At 77.8% G+C, this 17,709-nt stretch carries 18 protein-coding genes, 1 pseudogene and 1 riboswitch; of the genes and pseudogenes, 8 read left to right on the top strand and 11 right to left on the bottom strand.

The window, feature by feature from the left end:
• Positions 1-7 precede the first annotated feature (7 nt).
• The gene (locus V9U69_RS02890; RefSeq protein WP_337059793.1) at positions 8-454 is read left to right on the top strand and encodes a DUF4383 domain-containing protein; all 447 of its coding nucleotides are present in this window, start codon (positions 8-10) and stop codon (positions 452-454) included.
• Between the two features lie 48 nt (positions 455-502).
• Here V9U69_RS02890 and mgrA read toward each other — a convergent pair whose 3' ends face one another.
• From mgrA to V9U69_RS02870, 4 genes and pseudogenes are all read right to left on the bottom strand, one after another.
• Positions 503-1,543 carry an L-glyceraldehyde 3-phosphate reductase gene (gene mgrA, locus V9U69_RS02885; RefSeq protein ID WP_337059792.1) on the bottom strand — a complete coding sequence of 347 codons (1,041 nt, stop codon included), beginning with the start codon at positions 1,541-1,543 and terminating at the stop codon, positions 503-505.
• 63 nt (positions 1,544-1,606) lie between these two features.
• Entirely contained in the window at positions 1,607-2,287 is a 681-nt protein-coding gene (locus tag V9U69_RS02880) for a hypothetical protein (protein WP_337059791.1), read from the bottom strand.
• Positions 2,288-2,298: 11 nt separating this feature from the next.
• Positions 2,299-2,378: riboswitch (cyclic di-GMP riboswitch) on the bottom strand.
• 61 nt (positions 2,379-2,439) lie between these two features.
• Complete coding sequence (locus tag V9U69_RS02875; protein ID WP_337059790.1) at positions 2,440-2,943, bottom strand: GNAT family N-acetyltransferase; 504 nt, start codon at positions 2,941-2,943, stop codon at positions 2,440-2,442.
• 102 nt (positions 2,944-3,045) lie between these two features.
• A pseudogene (locus tag V9U69_RS02870) lies at positions 3,046-3,489 on the bottom strand (GNAT family N-acetyltransferase); the annotation flags it as partial.
• A 127-nt stretch (positions 3,490-3,616) separates the two neighbouring features.
• On the opposite strand from V9U69_RS02870, the gene V9U69_RS02865 reads away from it, so the two are divergent.
• Together V9U69_RS02865 and V9U69_RS02860 are read left to right on the top strand one after the other, a co-directional pair.
• Positions 3,617-4,201: a TetR/AcrR family transcriptional regulator gene (locus tag V9U69_RS02865; protein WP_337059788.1), complete on the top strand. Its 585-nt coding sequence runs from the start codon at positions 3,617-3,619 to the stop codon at positions 4,199-4,201.
• Positions 4,202-4,296: 95 nt separating this feature from the next.
• Complete coding sequence (locus tag V9U69_RS02860) at positions 4,297-4,518, top strand: hypothetical protein (protein WP_337059787.1); 222 nt, start codon at positions 4,297-4,299, stop codon at positions 4,516-4,518.
• 74 nt (positions 4,519-4,592) lie between these two features.
• On the opposite strand, the gene V9U69_RS02855 is transcribed toward V9U69_RS02860, so the two are convergent.
• A complete protein-coding gene (locus V9U69_RS02855) occupies positions 4,593-5,330 on the bottom strand; it encodes an LmeA family phospholipid-binding protein (protein ID WP_337059786.1) in 738 nt (245 codons plus the stop codon).
• 51 nt (positions 5,331-5,381) lie between these two features.
• Here V9U69_RS02855 and V9U69_RS02850 point away from each other — a divergent pair, with 51 nt between their 5' ends.
• A complete protein-coding gene (locus tag V9U69_RS02850) occupies positions 5,382-5,933 on the top strand; it encodes a 2'-5' RNA ligase family protein (protein ID WP_337059785.1) in 552 nt (183 codons plus the stop codon).
• Between the two features lie 30 nt (positions 5,934-5,963).
• Here V9U69_RS02850 and V9U69_RS02845 read toward each other — a convergent pair whose 3' ends face one another.
• Genes V9U69_RS02845 through V9U69_RS02820 form a run of 6 tightly spaced genes read right to left on the bottom strand, consistent with a single transcriptional unit; the run spans position 5,964 to position 13,799 of the window.
• On the bottom strand, positions 5,964-7,055 hold the full coding sequence (locus V9U69_RS02845; protein ID WP_337059784.1) for a hypothetical protein: 1,092 nt from the start codon (positions 7,053-7,055) through the stop codon (positions 5,964-5,966).
• Complete coding sequence (locus tag V9U69_RS02840) at positions 7,049-8,203, bottom strand: phosphotransferase family protein (RefSeq protein WP_337059783.1); 1,155 nt, start codon at positions 8,201-8,203, stop codon at positions 7,049-7,051. The genes V9U69_RS02845 and V9U69_RS02840 overlap by 7 nt, the downstream gene beginning before the upstream one ends.
• Positions 8,200-10,005 carry an ABC transporter ATP-binding protein gene (locus V9U69_RS02835; RefSeq protein WP_337059782.1) on the bottom strand — a complete coding sequence of 602 codons (1,806 nt, stop codon included), beginning with the start codon at positions 10,003-10,005 and terminating at the stop codon, positions 8,200-8,202. Before V9U69_RS02835 ends, V9U69_RS02840 begins: the two co-directional genes overlap by 4 nt.
• The gene (locus V9U69_RS02830) at positions 10,002-11,243 is read right to left on the bottom strand and encodes a glycosyltransferase family 4 protein (RefSeq protein ID WP_337059781.1); all 1,242 of its coding nucleotides are present in this window, start codon (positions 11,241-11,243) and stop codon (positions 10,002-10,004) included. Before V9U69_RS02830 ends, V9U69_RS02835 begins: the two co-directional genes overlap by 4 nt.
• Entirely contained in the window at positions 11,240-12,460 is a 1,221-nt protein-coding gene (locus V9U69_RS02825; protein WP_337059780.1) for a glycosyltransferase, read from the bottom strand. The genes V9U69_RS02830 and V9U69_RS02825 overlap by 4 nt, the downstream gene beginning before the upstream one ends.
• Positions 12,450-13,799, bottom strand: a complete 1,350-nt coding sequence (locus V9U69_RS02820) for a glycosyltransferase (RefSeq protein ID WP_337059779.1) — start codon at positions 13,797-13,799, stop codon at positions 12,450-12,452. Before V9U69_RS02820 ends, V9U69_RS02825 begins: the two co-directional genes overlap by 11 nt.
• Before the next feature lie 183 nt (positions 13,800-13,982).
• On the opposite strand from V9U69_RS02820, the gene V9U69_RS02815 reads away from it, so the two are divergent.
• Genes V9U69_RS02815 through V9U69_RS02800 form a run of 4 tightly spaced genes read left to right on the top strand, consistent with a single transcriptional unit; the run spans position 13,983 to position 17,696 of the window.
• Complete coding sequence (locus V9U69_RS02815) at positions 13,983-14,459, top strand: hypothetical protein (protein WP_337059778.1); 477 nt, start codon at positions 13,983-13,985, stop codon at positions 14,457-14,459.
• Positions 14,419-16,020, top strand: coding sequence for a sensor histidine kinase (locus V9U69_RS02810; RefSeq protein ID WP_337059777.1), 1,602 nt, complete (start codon positions 14,419-14,421; stop codon positions 16,018-16,020). Before V9U69_RS02815 ends, V9U69_RS02810 begins: the two co-directional genes overlap by 41 nt.
• Positions 16,017-16,685: a response regulator transcription factor gene (locus tag V9U69_RS02805; protein WP_337059776.1), complete on the top strand. Its 669-nt coding sequence runs from the start codon at positions 16,017-16,019 to the stop codon at positions 16,683-16,685. The genes V9U69_RS02810 and V9U69_RS02805 overlap by 4 nt, the downstream gene beginning before the upstream one ends.
• A 45-nt stretch (positions 16,686-16,730) precedes the next feature.
• Positions 16,731-17,696, top strand: a complete 966-nt coding sequence (locus tag V9U69_RS02800; protein WP_442907560.1) for a helix-turn-helix transcriptional regulator — start codon at positions 16,731-16,733, stop codon at positions 17,694-17,696.
• Positions 17,697-17,709: the final 13 nt, after the last annotated feature.

Below are 17,709 nucleotides of genomic sequence, written 5' to 3'. Positions count from 1 at the left end.
GTCCCGCATGAGCCTGAACATGGCGGGGAGGGTCGCGGTGGAGCGGCCCCGCACCACCGCGGGGCAGCACCTGTCGCTCCTGGCCGGCGTCCTGCTGATCGCGCTGGGGGTCGCGGGGTTCTTCGTGACCGGCTTCAGCGGGTGGACGGAGGGCACCCGCGAGCAGCAGGTGATCGGTTTCGCCGTGAACCCGCTGGCGAACGTGGTGCACCTGGTGCTGGGGGCGCTGGGCGTGCTGGCGCGCACGGGCGCCCGCCGCGCCCGCTGGTACGGCGTCCTGCTGATCGCCGCGTGCGTGGCGATGTTCCTGTACTCCCGCAACGTCGGCGGCGGCGTCCTGAACGCGAACTGGCCGACGAGCGCGCTGCACCTGGTGTTCGCGTTCGCCGGGCTGGTGATCGCGTTCGTGCCGGTGCGGGCCGGGAAGCGGCCGAGCACCGCCGAGCTGGGCTGACGGCGCCGTTCCCCGGCCCTCGCGGCCGGGGAACGGTGCACCGGTGCGTCAGGAGGTGCTGTCGCCCGCCCGCCGGGCCTGCGCCCACAGGTCGACGCCGGAGTCGACGGCGAACTCGTCGATCGCCCGCAGCTCCTCGTCGGTGAAGTCGAGCTTCGACACGGCGGCGACGTTGTCCTCCACCTGCGCGACGCTGCTGGCGCCGATGAGGGTGGTGGTGACGCGGCGGTCGCGCAGCACCCACGACAGCGCCAGCTGCGCCAGCGTCTGCCCGCGCCCGGCCGCGATCTCGTTCAGGCCGCGCACGCGCCGCAGGTTCTCCTCGGTGAGGATCCCGGGGTCCAGCGACTTGCCCTGGGCGGCGCGCGAGTCCGCCGGGACGCCGTCGAGGTAGCGGTCGGTGAGCAGGCCCTGGGCGAGCGCGGTGAACGGGATGCACCCGACGCCCTCGGCCTCCAGCACGTCGAGCAGACCGGACTCGATCCAGCGGTTGAACATCGAGTACGACGGCTGGTGGATCAGCAGCGGCGTGCCCAGCTCGCGCAGGATCCGCGACGCCTCCAGGGTCCGCTCCGGTCCGTAGGAGGAGATCCCCACGTAGCGGGCCTTGCCGGAGCGGACGATGGCGTCCAGGGCGCCCATCGTCTCCTCCAGCGGCGTGTCCGGGTCGGGCCGGTGGTGGTAGAAGATGTCGACGTACTCGAGGTTCATGCGCTTCAGCGACGCGTCCAGGGACGCCGTCAGGTACTTGCGCGATCCGCGGTCGCCGTAGGGGCCGGGCCACATGTCCCAGCCGGCCTTGGAGGAGATCACCAGCTCGTCGCGGTAGGGGGCGAGGTCCTCCTTGACGAGCCGGCCGAAGTTCGTCTCGGCCGCCCCGTAGGGGGGTCCGTAGTTGTTGGCGAGGTCCATGTGCGTGATGCCGAGGTCGAAGGCGCGGCGCACGATGTCGCGCTGGGTCTGGAACGGCTTGTCGTCGCCGAAGTTGTGCCAGAAGCCCAGCGACACCGCGGGCAGCTCCAGGCCGCTGCGGCCGCAGCGGCGGTAGGGCATCGAGTCGTAGCGGTCGGGGGCCGCGAGGTAGCTCACGCCCGGGGACTCTAGGGGCCGCGGCCGCCGGGCGCTCCCGGCGGCCGCTGACCCGGCGGACCGTCAGGCGGTGGGCGTCGCGGTCGGCTCGGCGGTGGGCGTCGCGGTCGGCCCGGCGGTGGGCGTCGCGGTCGGCCCAGCGGTGGGCTCGGCGGTGGGCGTCGCGGTCGGCTCGGCGGTGGGCGTCGCGGTCGGCTCGGCGGTGGGCTCGGCGGTGGGCGTCTCGGTCGGCTCGCCGCCGTCCTCGCCGCTGCCGGCGCTGATGCGGGTGGCGACGGGCCCGTCGGTGCCGCGGGTGCCCTTGACGTTGACGCGGTCGCCGACGGTGATCTCGGCCAGTTCCGCGGGGGCGTCGTCACGGACGACCTTCGCGCCCTCGGCGACGGTCACGGTGAACTCCGTGCCGCGCAGCTTCTTGTCGCGCCCGCCGCGCACGGTGATCGTCAGGGTGCCGGCGGTGGCGTCGACGGCGCTGACCGTGCCGTGGACGACGAGGACGTTCTTCGCGCCGCGGGCACCGCGGGTGATGCGCGGGACCGGGGCCTGCGTGGCCGTGGCCGTGGGGACGGCGGTGGGCGTGGCGGTGGGCGCCTCGGTCGGGGTCGCCGTGGGCTCCGCGGTGGCGGTGGCGGTCGGGCTCGTCGTGGGCTTCGCCTTCGGGGCCGCGAGCGCGGCGCCGGTGGTGGGCACGGCGAGCGCCGCGGCGAGCGCGGCGGTGAGGGCGAGGGTGGTGGTACGGCGCAACGTTCTTCCTCCTGGGTAGCCGGGCCGCCTCAGCTGCTGAGGCCCCTGTGCTTTGCGTCCCCGCCTCGCGACGGGTTTGCCCTTGTCCGGTGGGCACGGGGAGGTGCCCACCGCTCACCGTGCGGGACGGGAAGGGGTGGTGTCGAGCGCTCTCACCCGGTCGGAGGTGCGCCGTGGCCCGGGCGAGCCGTGTCGCCGCCGCCGTCGCCGGTGGCGGCCCGCACGACGGCCGGGTGCGGCGGCGGGTCGAAGCGCCCCAGCCAGCGGCCCACCACCCGGCTCATCCCGCCCTCCTGCGGGGAGAACCCCAGCCCCTCGTAGAACTCCCCCGCGTCGTCGGTGAACAGGGCGACGTGCTGGCCGGGCACGGTCTGCACCAGCCGGCGCACCACCTCCGATCCGATCCCGCGGTGCCGGTGCCCGGTGGCGGTCCACACGTCCACGAGGTACGCGTTGCCCACCCCGTCGCTGAGCAGGCGGCCCATGGCGACGACGCGCCCGCCGTCGAGGGCGAACACCGTCGCGTGCGAGTTCTCGCAGGAGCGCCGCAGCTCGGCGGGGGTGCGGCCGTTGTGGAAGCCGTCCTCGCGCAGGGCCGCGTCCAGCGCGTCGACGTCGACGCGGGTGAGGTCGGTGGTGAACTCCAGGTCGGTCACGGCGGGAGCGTGGCGCCGGAGGGGTCAGGAGCGCAACGGGGTTTCGCGGTCCGCGCCGCCGGCGGCGCGGTGCGCGGCACCGCCCCGGCCCGGTACGGGCGCGGCGAGGTCCCGCGCGTAGCAGACGGACAGCGGTTCGCCCGCGTACGGGCCGAAGTTCTCGACGCGCTCGTACCCCTCGCGCTCGTAGAAGCGCACCGCCTCCGGTTGCGCGGTACCGGTCTCCAGCAGCAGGCGCGTCACGCCCAGGTCCCCGGCGGCACGTTCCAGTTCGCGCAGGACGGCGGTGGCGACCCCGCTGCCGCGGTGCTCGGGGCGCACGTACATGCGCTTGACCTCGGCGGAACCCGGCGCGAGGGGGCGCAGGCCCCCGCAGGCGATCGCGGTCCCGCGCTCGTCGCGGGCGACGAGGAACACCGCGACGTCCGCCGCGGTGGGGGCGGTCCCGGGCTCGTGGTCGTCCGAGCCGTAGCGCGCGTCCAGCTCGGCGCGCTGGGCGGCGCGCAGCGCGGCTGCGTCCGGTGCGTCCCAGTCCTCCACGGCGATCCGCCAGCGCCCCACGGCCCCTCCTCCACCCGGTGTCCCACGACGGTCCGAACCGTAACATTCGTTACCGAGCGGGTGGGTACCGGACCGGCAGGGACCGGAACACCTGTTCCGCTACGGTGGCCGGGTGCCCAGGCGACGCGACGTCGACTCCCAGCGGGAGATGCTCTCCGAGGCCGTCTGGTCGGTGCTCGCCGAGCGCGGCCTGGACGGGCTGACGGTGCGCGCCGTCGCCGAGCGGGCCGGCTGCACCACCGGTCTGGTCATGCACGCCTTCGCCGGCAAGCGCGAGCTCCTCGTCCACGCCCGCCGCCTGCTGCACGAGCGCGCCGCCGCGGCCTTCGACGCCGCCGAGGAACCGGCCGGCGAGCCGGTGGAGCAGCTGCGCGCCGTGCTGCGCCGGGCCGCCTGCCTGACACCGGCCGAACGCGACGGCGCGCGCGTGTGGGTGGCGTTCCTCGCCGCGGCGGCCGGCGACGAGGAGCTGGCCCGCGTGCACCGGGAGAACAACCGCGCGTTCGTCCGCCGCGTCGAGCGGTTGCTGGAACGGGCGAGGCCGGACCTGCCGCGGGCGCAGCGCGCGGTGCGCGCCCGCGGCCTGGTCGCGCTCGTCGAGGGCTTCAACGCGCTCGCCGCCGCGGACCCCACCACCTACCCCGCGCGCACCCAGGGCGCCGTGATCGACGACGCGGTGCGCGCCGCCGCGCTGTGACACGGCACTGCGCGGGACCCCGCCCGGGTGCGGTGCGACCGGTGCGGGGGCAGGCTGAGCGCGACCGCGTCCGCGCAGCAGGAGGAGGAAGACCCGTGCAGATCCCCAAGGAACTGGTCCTGCAGCTCATCCGGGAGAAGTTCAACGACGACGGCAAGGCGCAGGAGGCCGACTCCCAGCTCCCCGGCCAGGTCGACACCGAGCAGCACTCCGGCCTGCTCAGCAAGTTCGGCGTCGACCCGTCCGAGCTGATCGCCAAGTTCACCGGCGGCGGGGGCGGGGGCCTCGGCGGCCTCGCCGGCAAGATCGGCCTGTAGCCGCACCGGCACCACGACCCCCGCAGCCCGGCGCACACCCGCCCGGGTGCGGGGGTCGCGCCGTCCGGCCGGGTTCAGCCGAGTTCCGCGGAGGTGGCCGCCACCGCCCCGCGCAGCACGACGCCGTCGTCGGCGACCGCGAGGTCCTGCACCCGCACCTGCTCGGGCACCTCGTCCAGGGTCACGGTCCAGCCGTCCAGGACGTCCACGCCGGCCGCGCCCAGCAGCTGCCGCGCCCGGCTCAGCGGCACCTCGCGCCCGGCGGCCTCCGCGGACACCGGCACCAGCCGCACCTCCTCGCCCACCAGGCGCGGCTCGACGGTCAGCCCCACCTCGACGCCGAAGCCGAGCACGCCCACCGTGGTCAGCGCCCGCACGTCGTCGCCGTCGCGCGTCAGCGTCACGTCCAGCGAGCCGGTGTCCACCCGGGTGACGAGCTCCTCGAACCCCACCTCGGCGCGGAAGGTCCCCGCCGCCACGTCCACCGCGCCCGCACCGCTCACCAGCGCCCCCAGGGGGGCCCGCACTGCGGGCAGGTGCACCAGCACGTCGTCGAGGACGAGGTCGTCCGCGGGCACCCGCTGCGCGGTGACGGTGACGTCCTCGTAGCGCCCGCGCAGCACCTGCCACAGGAAGGAGCCGCCCGCCAGGTCCACCTGCGGCGGCTGCGGCAGCGCCAGGCGCTCCTGCAGCTCCCGCTCGGCCCGGCCCACGGCCCAGCTGCGGGCGGCGAGGTCGGCGGCGACGAGGACCACCGCCAGCGCCGCGACGGTGACGACGACACGCACGAGGGTGCTCCGGGACCGCGCCACGGCCCCACTGTGCCGCAGGCGGGCGCGTCGCGGGCCACCTACCCTGCCGGGGTGGGTGAGGCAGCCGGGGCGCGCGAGCGGACGCTGGTGGTGTGCGCCGCCTTCGACGCGCCGCTGGACGCCTCGCTGGAGCAGGTGCGCCGGCGGTTGCGCACCGCCGGGGTGCGCACCCCCGCCGCCCCGCGGCACCGCCCGCACCTGACCGTCCTCGGCGCCCCCTGCCCGCCCGGGGGCACGGCGGGGTTCGCGGACGCGGTGGCGCGAGCGGCGGCCCTCGTGCCCGCGGTGGACGTGGTGCTGGACGAGGCGGGCACGTTCGGGCGCGGCGCCGTGCTGTGGGCGGGCTGCCGCGATCCCGGCCCCCTGCGCGACTGGCACGCCGCCGCGAGCGCCGCCCTGACGTCGGCCGGGCTGGTCAACGCGTTCGCCACGGCCGCCCCGGGGCGCTGGGTGCCGCACTGCACGCTGGCGCGGCGGGTGCGGCCCGCCCCGGCGGTGGCGGCGCTGCGCGAGCACCTTCCGGTGGCGGGGCGGGTCGAGGCGCTGGCCGTCGTGGAGGTCGGCGGTGCGGGCGACGTGGCGCTGGCACCGCTGCGCGGCTGACGGCGGCCCCGCGAGCCGGCCCCGCTCCGCTCAGCCCAGCCAGGTGGCGAGGTCGTCCACCGGCCCGCGGAAGGCGTGCACCGCCACCAGCCGCAGCCGCGCCGCCGCCCGCCACGCCGCCAGCGCGTCCGGGCCGGTCGCGCGCAGCGGGTGCCCGCCCGCCGCCCACCCCTCGCGCAACCCCGCGGTCAGGGCCGCCACGGCCGCCGGTGCGGCGCCGCGCACCAGCGCCAGGTCCAGGTGGGCCAGCAGGTTCGCCGGGTCGAGGCACGGGTGGGCGCGCGCGGCGGTGTCCACGTCGAGGAACGTCACGCCCGGAGCGATCCCGTCCGGCGCGGACCGCACGAGCACCTGCCCGTCGTGCAGGTCGCGGTGGGAGGCGACGGCGGGGGCGGGCGGCAGGGCGCGCAACCGGTCGGCGACCTCCGCGGCGCGGGAGACCAGCCGTCCCGCCAGGGGCGGGGGCAGAACGCCGAAGGCGCGCGCGTCACCGGCCCAGCGCTCCAGCACGCCCGCTTCCCGGTGAGCGTCGTGCTCGGGCAGCGCACCGGCGGGAGCGGCGGCGAGCGCCCCGGTGGCCAGGGCGGTGCGGTGCCCGGCTGCGCGGCAGCGCACGAGGTGCGCCGGGCCTGCGCGCGGGCCGAGCAGCGCGCTCAGCGCGGTGCCGGCGGCGGGGCGCAGCCGCAGCACGCCCTCGGACCGGGCGGTGACCTCCACGAGGCCAGGGCGGTCGGGGTGCTCGCCGAGCGCGGCGCGCACCGCGTCCAGCCGCTCCAGGGCGTCGCGGGTGGCGGCGGGCCGGGCGACCTTGACGAACTCGCGAGGTGCGTGGGCCGGGCCGGTGCGCAGCACGGCCCGCTTGCCGGCGCGGTGGCCGACGACGGCCGCCCCCGCGCGGCGCTCGGCGGCCAGCGCGGGCAGGCGGTGGTCGTCGGCGACGAGGTGCACCCGGGCGCCGGTGAGCACGCCGCCGCTCACGCGCACCTCGGCGGTGGCGGCGACCACCCGCCCGCCGGGGCGCACGCCCTCCAGGACCAGGGGCCGCTCCGGTTCCCCGGGCCGGCCACCGGGCCAGGCGCGCCGCCACACCACGCCGTCCTCGGCCGGCACGCGGTTCAGCACGGTTCCTCCCGGCCGGTGAGCTCGTCGAGGGCGGCCGACGCCAGCGCGGCCAGGTCGGCGGTGGCAGCGGTCCAGCCGGGACGGCGGCGCCGGAACGGCTCCGGCAGCCGCAGCAGGGCCGCGGCCGCCAGCAGCAGCGGGTGCGGCGCCGGGACGTCGCCGGGCGGAACGCCGAGGGCGGTGCAGGCGGCGCGCCAGGAGGCGGCGTCCCAGCCGGCGGGGCCGCGGGCGGCGCGGTCGAGGTCCAGCACCGTCGGCTCCCCGTCGGGGCCGCGCAGCAGCTGGTCCGGGGACAGGTCCCCGTGGCACAGCACCCGCGGGGCGAGCGCGGGCGCGTGCTCGCGCACCGCCACCTCCCACCGGGGTCCCAGCGCGCGCACCCGGTCGCGCGCCGCGGGCGGCAGCGGGCCGGGGGAACGCAGCACGTCCCGCACGGCGGTGTCGATCCCGGTGGGTCCCAGCACCGGCAGCGTCCCCGTCCCGGCGCGCGACCAGCGGCGCAGCAGGTGCTCCACCGCGCCCGCCGCGGACCCCGCCTCGAAGGGGGTTCCCGCGGCGACGGCCTGCTCGGCGGTGCGCTCCCCGCGCAGCGCGGTCGCGGGCGTCCGGGTGCCCGCCGCGCGGAGCAGCCCGGCGGCGGCGACGGCTCGCGCCGCGGTCCCGCCGGTCGCGTGCACCTTCAGCAGGACGTCGCCGCGGCGCAGGACGGCGCGCCGGCCGGGGTTGTGCGCCAGGGTTCGCGATCCCGCCGCGCGGGGTTCGCGCAGTCCCGGCAGGTCGCGATCGGCGAACGCCGGGACGAGGGCGGCGCGCAGGCGCTCGTCGAGGACGGCCGGTCCGGTGCCGCGGGCGTGGCGCACGTCCTTGGCGGCCTTGCCGGCCGCGTCGGCGCAGTACCCGTGCAGCAGCCACCACGGGCCTCCGTCGCCGGGGTCCACGGCGACACGCACCGACGTGCCCGCCTTGTGCCGCAACCGGTCCACGCGCGCCGCGGGGGGCAGGTCGACGCCGTGCGCGGCGGCCCAGGAGCGCAGCGCGGTGTCGTCCAGCGCCAGCGCGAGGGCCGGCAGCGCGGGTTCGGCGGCGAGCAGTTCGCGCTCCACCGCGTGCACGGCGTCCACGGCGTCCACGGCGTCGAGCGCGCTCACCGCGCCACCGCCGGTTCGCCGTGCCCGGGTGCCTCGTGGGCGCGTTCGGTGAACCGCCCGTCGCGCAGTTCCACGACCCGGTCGCACCAGGGCAGCAGCGACGCGTCGTGCGTGACGAGGATCGTGGTGCGCCCGGCGGTCAGCCGGTCCAGGGCGTGCAGGACGGTGCGCGCGGACTCACCGTCCAGGCCGGTGGTGGGTTCGTCCAGCAGGACCAGGCCGGGTTCGCGCAGCAGCGCCCGGGCGATGGCCAGGCGCTGGCGCTGCCCGCCGGACAGCGACCCCCCGCGCTCGCTGACGGGCGTGTCGTAACCCTGCGGCAGCGCGCGCACGAAGCCCTCGGCACCGACGGCGCGCACGGCCGCCTCCACGTCCGCGTCGCTGGCGCCGGGGCGTCCCAGGCGGACGTTCTCGCGCACGCTCGCGGCGAACAGCACGGGTTCCTGCAGCACCACGGCGGTGCGGTCGCGCACGTCGCGGCGCCGCAACCGCCGCGCGTCGTGCCCGTCCAGCAGGAGCCGCCCGGCGACCGGGTCCAGCAGCCGCAGCAGCAGCTGCAGGGTGGTGCTCTTGCCGCAGCCGCTGGGGCCGACGACCGCCACCCGCTCCCCCGGCCGCACCTGGAGGTCCGCACCGCGCAGCACGGGCGTGCCCGGGGTGCGCTCGACGGTGACGCCCTCCAGCTGCACGTACCCGTGCAGGACGCGCAGCCGGCGCGCGTCGGTCTCCTCCGCCAGCGGTGCGGCGCGTTCCAGGGTCTCGGCGACCCGCTCCCCGGACGCGGCGGCGCGGGCGATGCGGCCGGTGTGCTTGGCGAGGTCGCGCACGGGTTTGAACGCGGCCTTGAGGTAGGTGAGGAACACGACGAGGTCGCCGACGGTGAGGACGCCGGCGAGGACGCGCTGGGCGCCGACGACGAGGACGACGGCGGTGGCGACGCCGACGAGGACGTCGACGCGGCGTTCCAGGCCGGCGGCGAGGCGGCGGGCGCGGACCCCCTCGCGCAGCGACCCGTCGTCCGCGGCGCGGAAGGCGCGGGCCCGCTGGTCCTGCAGGTCGTACGCCTGCAGGAACGCGATGCTCGCGTACGTCTCGGAGGCGTCGGCGGCCAGCGCGCCCTCGCGGGTGCGCTGGTCGCGGGAGGCGCCGGTGATGCGCTCGCTGCTGCGGCGGCCGGTGAGCAGCAGCAGCGGGGCGACCGCGAGGACCGCCACCGCCAGCAGAGGGTCCAGCACCAGCATCACCACGGCCATCGCCGTGAACGTCAGGACGCTGCCGAGCAGCGGCAGCCCGGCCGTGATGGCGGCCTCCTGCACGCGGCCGACGTCGCCGACGACGCGGGTGACGAGGTCGCCGGTGCGGGCGCCGGCGTGGAAGGCGGGCGCGGCGTGCAGCAGGCGGTCGTTGACGGTGGCGCGCAACCGGGTGGTGGTGCGCGAGCCGACGAGCGCGAACGCCACCGTGGTCAGGTAGGCGGCGGCGGCACGGCCGATCGCGACGAGGACGACGGCCACGCCGGCCAGGACGATCAGCCGCACCGCGTCGGGGGCCGCGCGGCCACCGGCCGCGGCGGGCACCACGGTGTCGAGGACGAGCTTCAGCGGCCACGGCTCGGCGAGGCGGAAGGCGACCTCGGCGAGCAGGGCGAGCAGGCCACCGGCGGCGGTGGTGCGCGAGCCACGGGTGTGGGGGACGACGAGCGCGACGGTGCGGCGCAGGGGCGAGGGGCCGCCGCGCCGGTCCCGGCGGCTGCGGCGGCCGCGGCTGCCGCGGCTGCCGGCAGCGGTGCGGTCGCGGCTCACGCGGCCTCCCCCGTCGCGGCGGGCACCGTCGCGGCCGTCGCCGCCGCGGCGGGCACCGGCAGGGACAGCTCCACGGTGTGCCGCCAGCTGTGCCGCTGCTCGACGGCGGCGCGACCGACGGCACCCAGGCGGGCGCGCAGGGCCGCATCGGTGCGCAGCCGCTGCAGGGCAGCGGTGAGGGCGTGCAGGTCGCCGGGCTCGGTGAGCAGCAGCTCGTGCCCGTCGCGGTAGCAACCGGGAAGGTCGCCCACGGCCGCGGCCACCGTCGGCAGCCCGCACGCCAGGTACTCGGCGACCTTCAGCGGGGAGAAGTACGCCCGGCCCGGCGGGTAGGGGGCGCAGGCGGCGCCGGCGCCGGCGAGCGCGGCGGGCACGTCGGCCGGGTCCAGCGCGCCGGGGGCCACCACGTCGACGCCGAGCTGCGCGGCGCGCGCCAGGGCGGCGGCGCGCTGCGGGCCGTCGCCGACGAGCAGCAGCCGCACCGGGTCCCCGGGCAGCGCGGTCAGCCGGCCGACGGCCTCGACGAGCAGGTCCACGCCGTGCCAGGGGCGGAAGGCGCCGACGAACGCGACGGTGAAGCGCCCGGAGGAACCCCCGGACGTGCCCGCGCGGGTGCCGGGCGCGGCGGGCCGGAACCTGTCCAGGTCGACGCCGTTGGGGACGACGGCGACGTCCACACCGGTCCCGCCCACCTCGCGGGCCCACCGGGCGACCGGGCTGCTGACGGCGACCACGCGGGTCGCGGCGCGCAGGGCGCGGCGGGTGGAGGCGTCGGCACCGGCGGCGTCGTGCAGGGTGCGGTGCTGCGCCTGCTCCAGCGGCAGCGGCGCGTTCACCTCCAGCACGGAGGGGACACCGAGCCCCCGGGCGTTCTCCTGCACGGCGTGCGCGAACAGGGAGTACCGCTCGTAGACGAGGGCGGAGGCGCTGCCGCGCACCAGGTCCGCCACGAGCCGCCCGGCGCGCTCGTCCAGGGCGCGCCGGTCGCGCTCGCGCTCGGGTCCGCGGCGCCCGGACGGCAGCGGCAGGTGGTGCACGTGCACGCCCTCCAGCCCGGCGGGCGGTTCCCCGCCGGTTCGGGCGGCCACGACGTGGACCTGCGCGCCGGTGGCGACGAGGACGCGCAGCACCTCCTGCACGTGCACCGAGCAGCCCTTGCCGCCGAACACGGGCACTCCCGGGTCCAGGCAGGCGTGCACCACGACGCTGCCGGGGCCGAGGAGCCCCAGGCCGTTCACCGGGCCACCCCGGCCGGGGTCGCGGCGGCGGCGGTGATCTCGCGCAGCCGCGCCGCCTGCGCGGAGGCGTCGAACAGGTCCTCGACGCGGGCGCGGGCCGCTGCGGCGCGCCGGGCGGCGGCGGCCGGGTCGTCCAGCGCGTCGCGCAGGGCCGCAGCCAGGGCGACCGGTTCCCCGGGCGGCACGAGGGTCCCGGTGACGCCGTCGACGACGGCCTCGGGGATGCCCGTGACGGTCGTGGACACCACGGGCGTGCCCAGCGCCATCGCCTCCAGCAGCACGGTCGGCAGGCCGTCGCGGTCGCCGTCGGGTGCGACGACGCACGGGGCGGCGAACACGGCGGCCGAGCGCAGCAGCGCGTGCACCTCGTGCTGCGGCACCGGGCCGCGGAACTCCACGGCCGCGCCGAGACCCGCGGCGGCGGCCTGCGCCCGCAGCGCCGCCTCGCACGAGCCCGTACCGGCGATCACGAGCCGGACCGGGTCGCCCGCGGCGCGCAGCAGCGCCACCGCGTCGAGCAGGTCGGCGAAACCCTTCTTCGGCACCAGCCGGCCCACCGCCGCCACCACGCGCGGCCGGTCCACGGGTTCGGTGAAGCGGAACTCCGCCAGGTCCAGGCCGTTGTGGACGCGCACCACCCGGGCGGCGGGGTGGTTCTCGGCCAGCCAGCGCACGTTGTGGTCGCTGACGGTCACGACGGTGGCGGCGTCGGCGAGGACGCCGGTGAGGGCGTCGCCGCCGGAGACGTACAGGTCCTTGGCGTGCGCGGTCAGCGAGTACGGGATCCGCAGCAGCGCAGCGGCGTGCCGCGCGGTGCGGGCGGGGAGGGTCGCGAAGTGCGCGTGCAGGTGGGTGACGCGCTCGCGCCGCGCCCACAGCGCCAGCAGCGCCCCCTGGGCGGCGACCTCGACGTCGTCGGCGAGCAGCTGCGGCAGCGCGTCCGCGAACCCGGGCAGGTCCGCCGCCTCGCGCAGCGCCTGCCACAGCGGCGGGGCGGACCGCCCGGCGGACTCCCCGATCCAGGTGACGGAGGCCTGCACCCGGGCGAGCAGGGCGTGGAAGCGGGTGTCGGTGGTGGGGCGCAGGGACGCGATCGCGATGTCCTCGCCGGCGGCCTCGCGCGCCAGCACCTCGCGCACGACGAACGTCTCGGAGAACCTCGGGTAGACCTTGACGACGTAGCCGATCCGGGGCCGGGTGGGGGTTTCAGCAGGCACGGGGGACGCTCCTCTCGAACGCGGGGACGGGCAGGACGGACGGGGCGGGGACGGACGGGGCGGGGACGGACGGGGCGGGGACGGACGGGGCGGGAACGGACGGGGCGGGAACGGACGGGGCCGGGACCGACGGGGCGCGGGTGCCGGGGCGGGCGCGCAGCAGGCGGGTGGCGCGGCGGCGCACCGCGGCCAGCCCGTCGAGGGCGAGGCCGGCGCGGTGCACGGGCCCGGTGCGCAGGGCCCGCTCGATCCACGCGCCGAGCACCGCGGGTTCGGGGTGCGGGGCGGTGTCGACGAGGCCGGCGGCGGCGAGCGCCGCCGCGCGCACCTGCTGCTCCAGGCGCGGGCGGGTGCGGGGCACGACCAGCGCGGGGGTCGCGGTGGCGAGCACCTCGGCGACGGAGTTGTAGCCGCCCATGCACACGACCGCGTCGGCGGCGGCGGCCCACTCCCCCACCGCGTCGCTGAACGGCACGACGTGCACGTCGGGTCGCGCCGCGGCGGCCGCCAGGTCCGCGCCCAGGTCCGCGGGCGCGAACGGGCCGGGCAGCAGCACCAGTTCCGTGCGCGCGGGCAGCGGGGTGCGCAGCAGCGCCCGGGTGAGCTCGGCGCCGTCGGTGCCGCCGCCGACGGTGGCCAGGACGGTGCGGGCGGCGGGGTCCCGGCGGGGCAGCGGGGCGCCGCCGCCGGCGGGCCTGCCTGCGGCGAGGTACCCGAGGAAGCGGGTGCGGGCGGACTGGGCGGCGTCCATGCGCAGGTCGGCCCGCACGTCGTGCACGGCGGCGTCGCCGTAGACCCACACCTCGTCGTAGGACCGCGCCAGGGCTTCCGGCCCGCCGTCGCGGTGCCACTCGGCCAGGGAGGTCGCCGGGTCATCGAGGACGTCGCGCAGCCCCAGCACGGTGCGGGTGCGGCCGGCGGCGCGCAGGGCGGCCAGGGCGTCGAGCAGTTCCCCGCGGAACCCGGTGGGGACCTTGTCGACGACGAGCAGGTCCGGCTGCCAGGCCGTCAGGGTGGCGGTGAGCACGGCGCGGCGCAGCGCGACGACGTCGCCCAGCGGGACGTGGAGCGCACCGGCGGCGTACCGGCCGGTGGCGTCCTTGCGCACCGACGGCAGCACGAGCAGGTCCACCCCGTCGGGCCGGTCGAAGCGCTGCGCCTGCGGGGAGCCGGTGACGACGAGCACGTCCGGGCGCAGCGGGGAGGCGCGCAGCGCACCGGCCAGCGCCAGGTTGCGGCGCAGGTGACCCAGCCCGCACGTGTCGTGCCCGTACAGCGCCACCCGCGGCCCGCGGGTGGCGCCCGGTCCCTCCCGGAGACCTTCTGCCGGTCCTCGCACGGTGTCCTCCGCCCGTCGTCGCGATGCCTTCCGGGTGACGACTGTGGCGACGGCGGATGAGCGGCGGGTGACACGGCGGTGAGAGGGCTCTCATCCGGGCGGTGGCTCCCGCCGCCCGCCCGGATGAGAGTCCTCTCACGTCCGCCTCACGTCCGCCTCACGCTCGGGTGCGAGCCTCCCGGCATGCGAACTCCACTGGTCGTGGCCGCGCTCACGGTCAGCGCCGCGGGTGTCGCCGCCCTGGGGCTGTCGATGGCCTGGGCGGACCGGCCCGGCGAGGACCTCGGCGACGCCGTCGTCGTCGCCTCGCCCAGCGCACCCGCGAGCACCCCGGCCCCCGAACCGTCCGCGTCGCCGTCGGACGTCCCCGAGGCCGCGGCCGGCACCGCACCGCCCCCGCCTCCCCCGGCGCCCGCGCCGCCCCCGCCCCCGCCCGCTCCCGCCGGCGGTGGCGGCGGCGGTGGCGGCGGTGGCGGCGGCGTACCGTCGGTGCCGGACCCCGCCCCGCGCGCGGAAGGCGGCGAGGGCGTGGTCCCGGTGGCGCCGCCGGGGCCGGTCGTCGTCGGTGGCGACGACGACTGGCAGGACGACGACGGGGACGACGCGGGTGACGACGCGGGTGACGACCAGGACGACGACGACGGGGACGGCGACGACTGAGGTGGCGCCGCGCCGGGGGGCGCCGCTGCACCGGGTCCGGGCGCTGCTGCGCCCGGTGCGGACGAAGGTGGTGCTGGCCGTGGTCGGCGCGACCGCCCTGGGGCTGGGCCTGACCGGCGTCGTCTCGTACGTCGTGCAGCGCGACGCCACCGAGGCGCGCGTGCACGCCTCGATGCGCCAGGAGGTCGCCGAGCTGCGCGAACTGGCCGCCCGCGGTTTCAACGGGCAGCAGTTCACGTCCGTGGACGCCCTGCTGGCGGCGAGCATCCGCAACGACATCGCCGACGCGCACGAGTCGGCCGTGGGCATCGTCGTGGGCGGCAACACGTACGTGCCGGGGCGGCGGCCGCCGTTCGCGCTGCAGGAGAACGAGCGGGTGCAGGAGCTGGTGCGGTCCACCACGCCGGACAGCGCGCCGGTGCAGGAGACCGTGGAGACCGAGGCCGGCCCCACCCGGATCATCGCGGTGCCCGTCTCGCTGCCCGGGGCCGCTCCCGGCGAACCGGCGCTGGGCCTGTACGTGGTCGGCCACGCGCTGGACCCGGAGTTCGCGGTCGTCGCCGAGAACGCCCGCACGTTCGCGGTGCTGGGCCTGGCCGCGCTGCTGGTGGTGGGCACCGCCGGGTGGCTGACGGCGGTGCGGCTGCTGCGCCCCCTGGACGACCTGCACGCCACGGCCGTCGGCGTCGGCGCCACGGAGCTGTCGCGGCGGGTCCGCGTCCACGGCGACGACGACGTCGCCGACGTGGCGCGCAGCTTCAACGCGATGCTGGAACGGCTGGAGACGTCCTTCGAGACGCAGCGCCGCTTCCTCGACGACGTCGGCCACGAGCTGCGCACACCGCTGACGATCGTGCAGGGCCACCTGGAACTCGTGGACGACACCGACCCCCGCGACGTCGCGGAGACCCGCGCGCTGGTGCTGGACGAGCTGACCCGCATGACGCGCCTGGTGGACGACCTGACGCTGCTGGCGAAGGCGCGCCAGCCGGACTTCGTCAACCCGCAACCCGTGGACGCCGGCCGGCTGCTGGACGACGCGTTCGACAAGGTGGTGCCGCTGGGCGACCGGGGGTGGCGGGTGGACGCGCGCGCCGACGTGGAGGTCGTGGCCGACCCGCAACGGGTGCAGCAGGCCCTCATCCAGCTGGTGTCCAACGCCGTGAAGTTCTCCTCCGCCGGTGACGTCGTCGCCCTGGGCAGCGCCGTCCACGACGGTGAGCTGCTGCTGTGGGTGCGCGACAGCGGGCCCGGGATCGCCCCCGAGGACGTCGAGCGCATCTTCGAGCGGTTCGGCCGGGCGGAGTCCGGGCGGGGCGTGGAGGGTTCCGGCCTGGGGCTGTCGATCGTGGCGGCCATCGCCGAGGCGCACGGCGGGCGGGTGGAGGTGGCGAGCCTGCCGGGTGCGGGCGCCACCTTCACCCTGGCGCTACCGCTACCGCTGCCGCTGCCCGTGGAGGAGATCCCCGGCGACCCCGGGGCGGCCGACCCGGTCCCGACCGCACCACCCACCACCCCGCGCACCGCACCACCCGCCGAACACGCCCGGGAGGGCCGTTGACCAGCATCCTGATCGCCGAGGACGAGGCGCGCATCGCGGCGTTCGTCGAGAAGGGCCTGCGCGCCGGCGGGTACGCCACGACGATCGCGCCCGACGGGCGCACCGCGCTGGACCTGGCGGGCAGCGGGATGTTCGACCTGCTGCTGCTGGACGTGGGCCTGCCGGAGCTGGACGGTTTCTCGGTGCTGCGCCGGTTGCGGCAGGCCCGCAACTCCCTGCCGGTCATCATGCTCACCGCCCGCGACGACGTCACCGACACCGTGGCCGGCCTGGAGGGCGGCGCGGACGACTACGTCACCAAGCCGTTCCGGTTCGAGGAGCTGCTGGCCCGTGTGCGGTTGCGGCTGCGGCCGGGCGAGGACCGCACCGGGGAGGTGACGGTGCTCGCGTCCGGGGAGCTGCAGCTGGACCTGCTGACCCGCACCGCCGCGGTGGCGGGACGTTCGGTGAGCCTGTCCAGCCGGGAGTTCTCCCTCGCCGAGGCGTTCCTGCGCCACCCCGGGCAGGTGCTCTCCCGCGAGCAGCTGCTGAGCTCGGTGTGGGGGTACGACTTCGACCCGGGGTCGAACGTGGTGGACGTGTACGTGCGCTACCTGCGCAAGAAGCTGGGTGCGGAGCGGTTCGAGACGGTGCGCGGCATGGGCTACCGGTTGCGCACCGGCTGACGGCATCCTGGTCCGGTGCGCGCGGCCCGGTTACTGACGATGGCGATGCTGCTGCAGACGCGGCCGCTGGTCACGGCGCGCGAACTGGCGGAGCGGCTGGAGGTCTCCGAGCGCACCGTGCAGCGCGACGTCGCCGAACTGGTCGCGGCCGGGGTCCCGGTGGTGACGGTGCGCGGTTCCGCCGGCGGGTACCGCATCGCCGACGGCTACCGGCACCGCACGAGCGGGCTGTCGCCCGCGGAGGCGGAGGCCGTGACGTTCCTGGGCCTCACCGGCGTCGCGCAGGACCTGGGGTTCGCGGACGTGGTGGGCGGCGCGCAGCTGAAGCTGCTGGCGGGCACCACCCCCGAGGGCCGCGAGCGCGCCCGGCGGGTGGCGTCCCGGTTCCACCTGGACACCGACCGCTGGTTCGGCACGGCCGAGCCGGCGCCGGCGCTGGTGGCGCTGGCGCGCGCGGTGTGGGACGACCGCCGGGTGCGGGTGCGCCACCACCGCCGCACCGGCGAGGTGACCGAGCGGGTGCTGGACCCGCTCGGGCTGGTCCTGAAGGGCGAGTGGTACCTGCTGGCGCAGCGCGACGGCGAGACGCGCACCTACCGGGTCTCGCGGCTGGGCGCGGTGGAGGTGCTCCAGGAGCCGGCGCGGCGGCCGGCGGGTTTCGACCTGGACCGGGCCTGGCGCGCGCACCTGGCGCGGGCCGAGGCGGCGCGCGAGGCGCTGGAGGTGACGGTGCGGGCGCTGCCGGGTGCGCTGCCGGGGCTGCGGCGGGTGGCGTCGGCGGCGGCGCAGCCGCACCTGCCGGTCGTGGCGGACGGCCTGCCGCTGGACGCGGACGGGCGGGTGGAGCTGCGGGTGCCCTTCGACGCGCGCGAGTGGGCGCTGACGACGCTGCTGGGTTTCGGGCCGGACGTGGAGGTCGTCGCACCGCCCGACGTGCGGGAGGCCGTCGCCGCGCGAGCGCGGGCGACGGCCTCCCTGTACGGGCGCAGCCCCTCACCGCTGCCGCGGTGAGGGGCTGCGCCGG

This window comes from Kineococcus sp. G2 (assembly GCF_037154035.1).
Classification (GTDB): Bacteria; Actinomycetota; Actinomycetes; order Actinomycetales; family Kineococcaceae; genus Kineococcus.
This window is presented reverse-complemented; position numbering and strand designations above follow the sequence as displayed.

Excerpts from the sequence above, each read along its gene's own strand:
- V9U69_RS02890 (WP_337059793.1), top strand. The coding sequence starts at position 8 with ATGAGCCTGAACATGGCGGGGAGGGTCGCGGTGGAGCGGCCCCGCACC.
- V9U69_RS02815 (WP_337059778.1), top strand. The coding sequence starts at position 13,983 with ATGCGAACTCCACTGGTCGTGGCCGCGCTCACGGTCAGCGCCGCGGGT.
- V9U69_RS02800 (WP_442907560.1), top strand. The coding sequence starts at position 16,731 with ATGCTGCTGCAGACGCGGCCGCTGGTCACGGCGCGCGAACTGGCGGAG.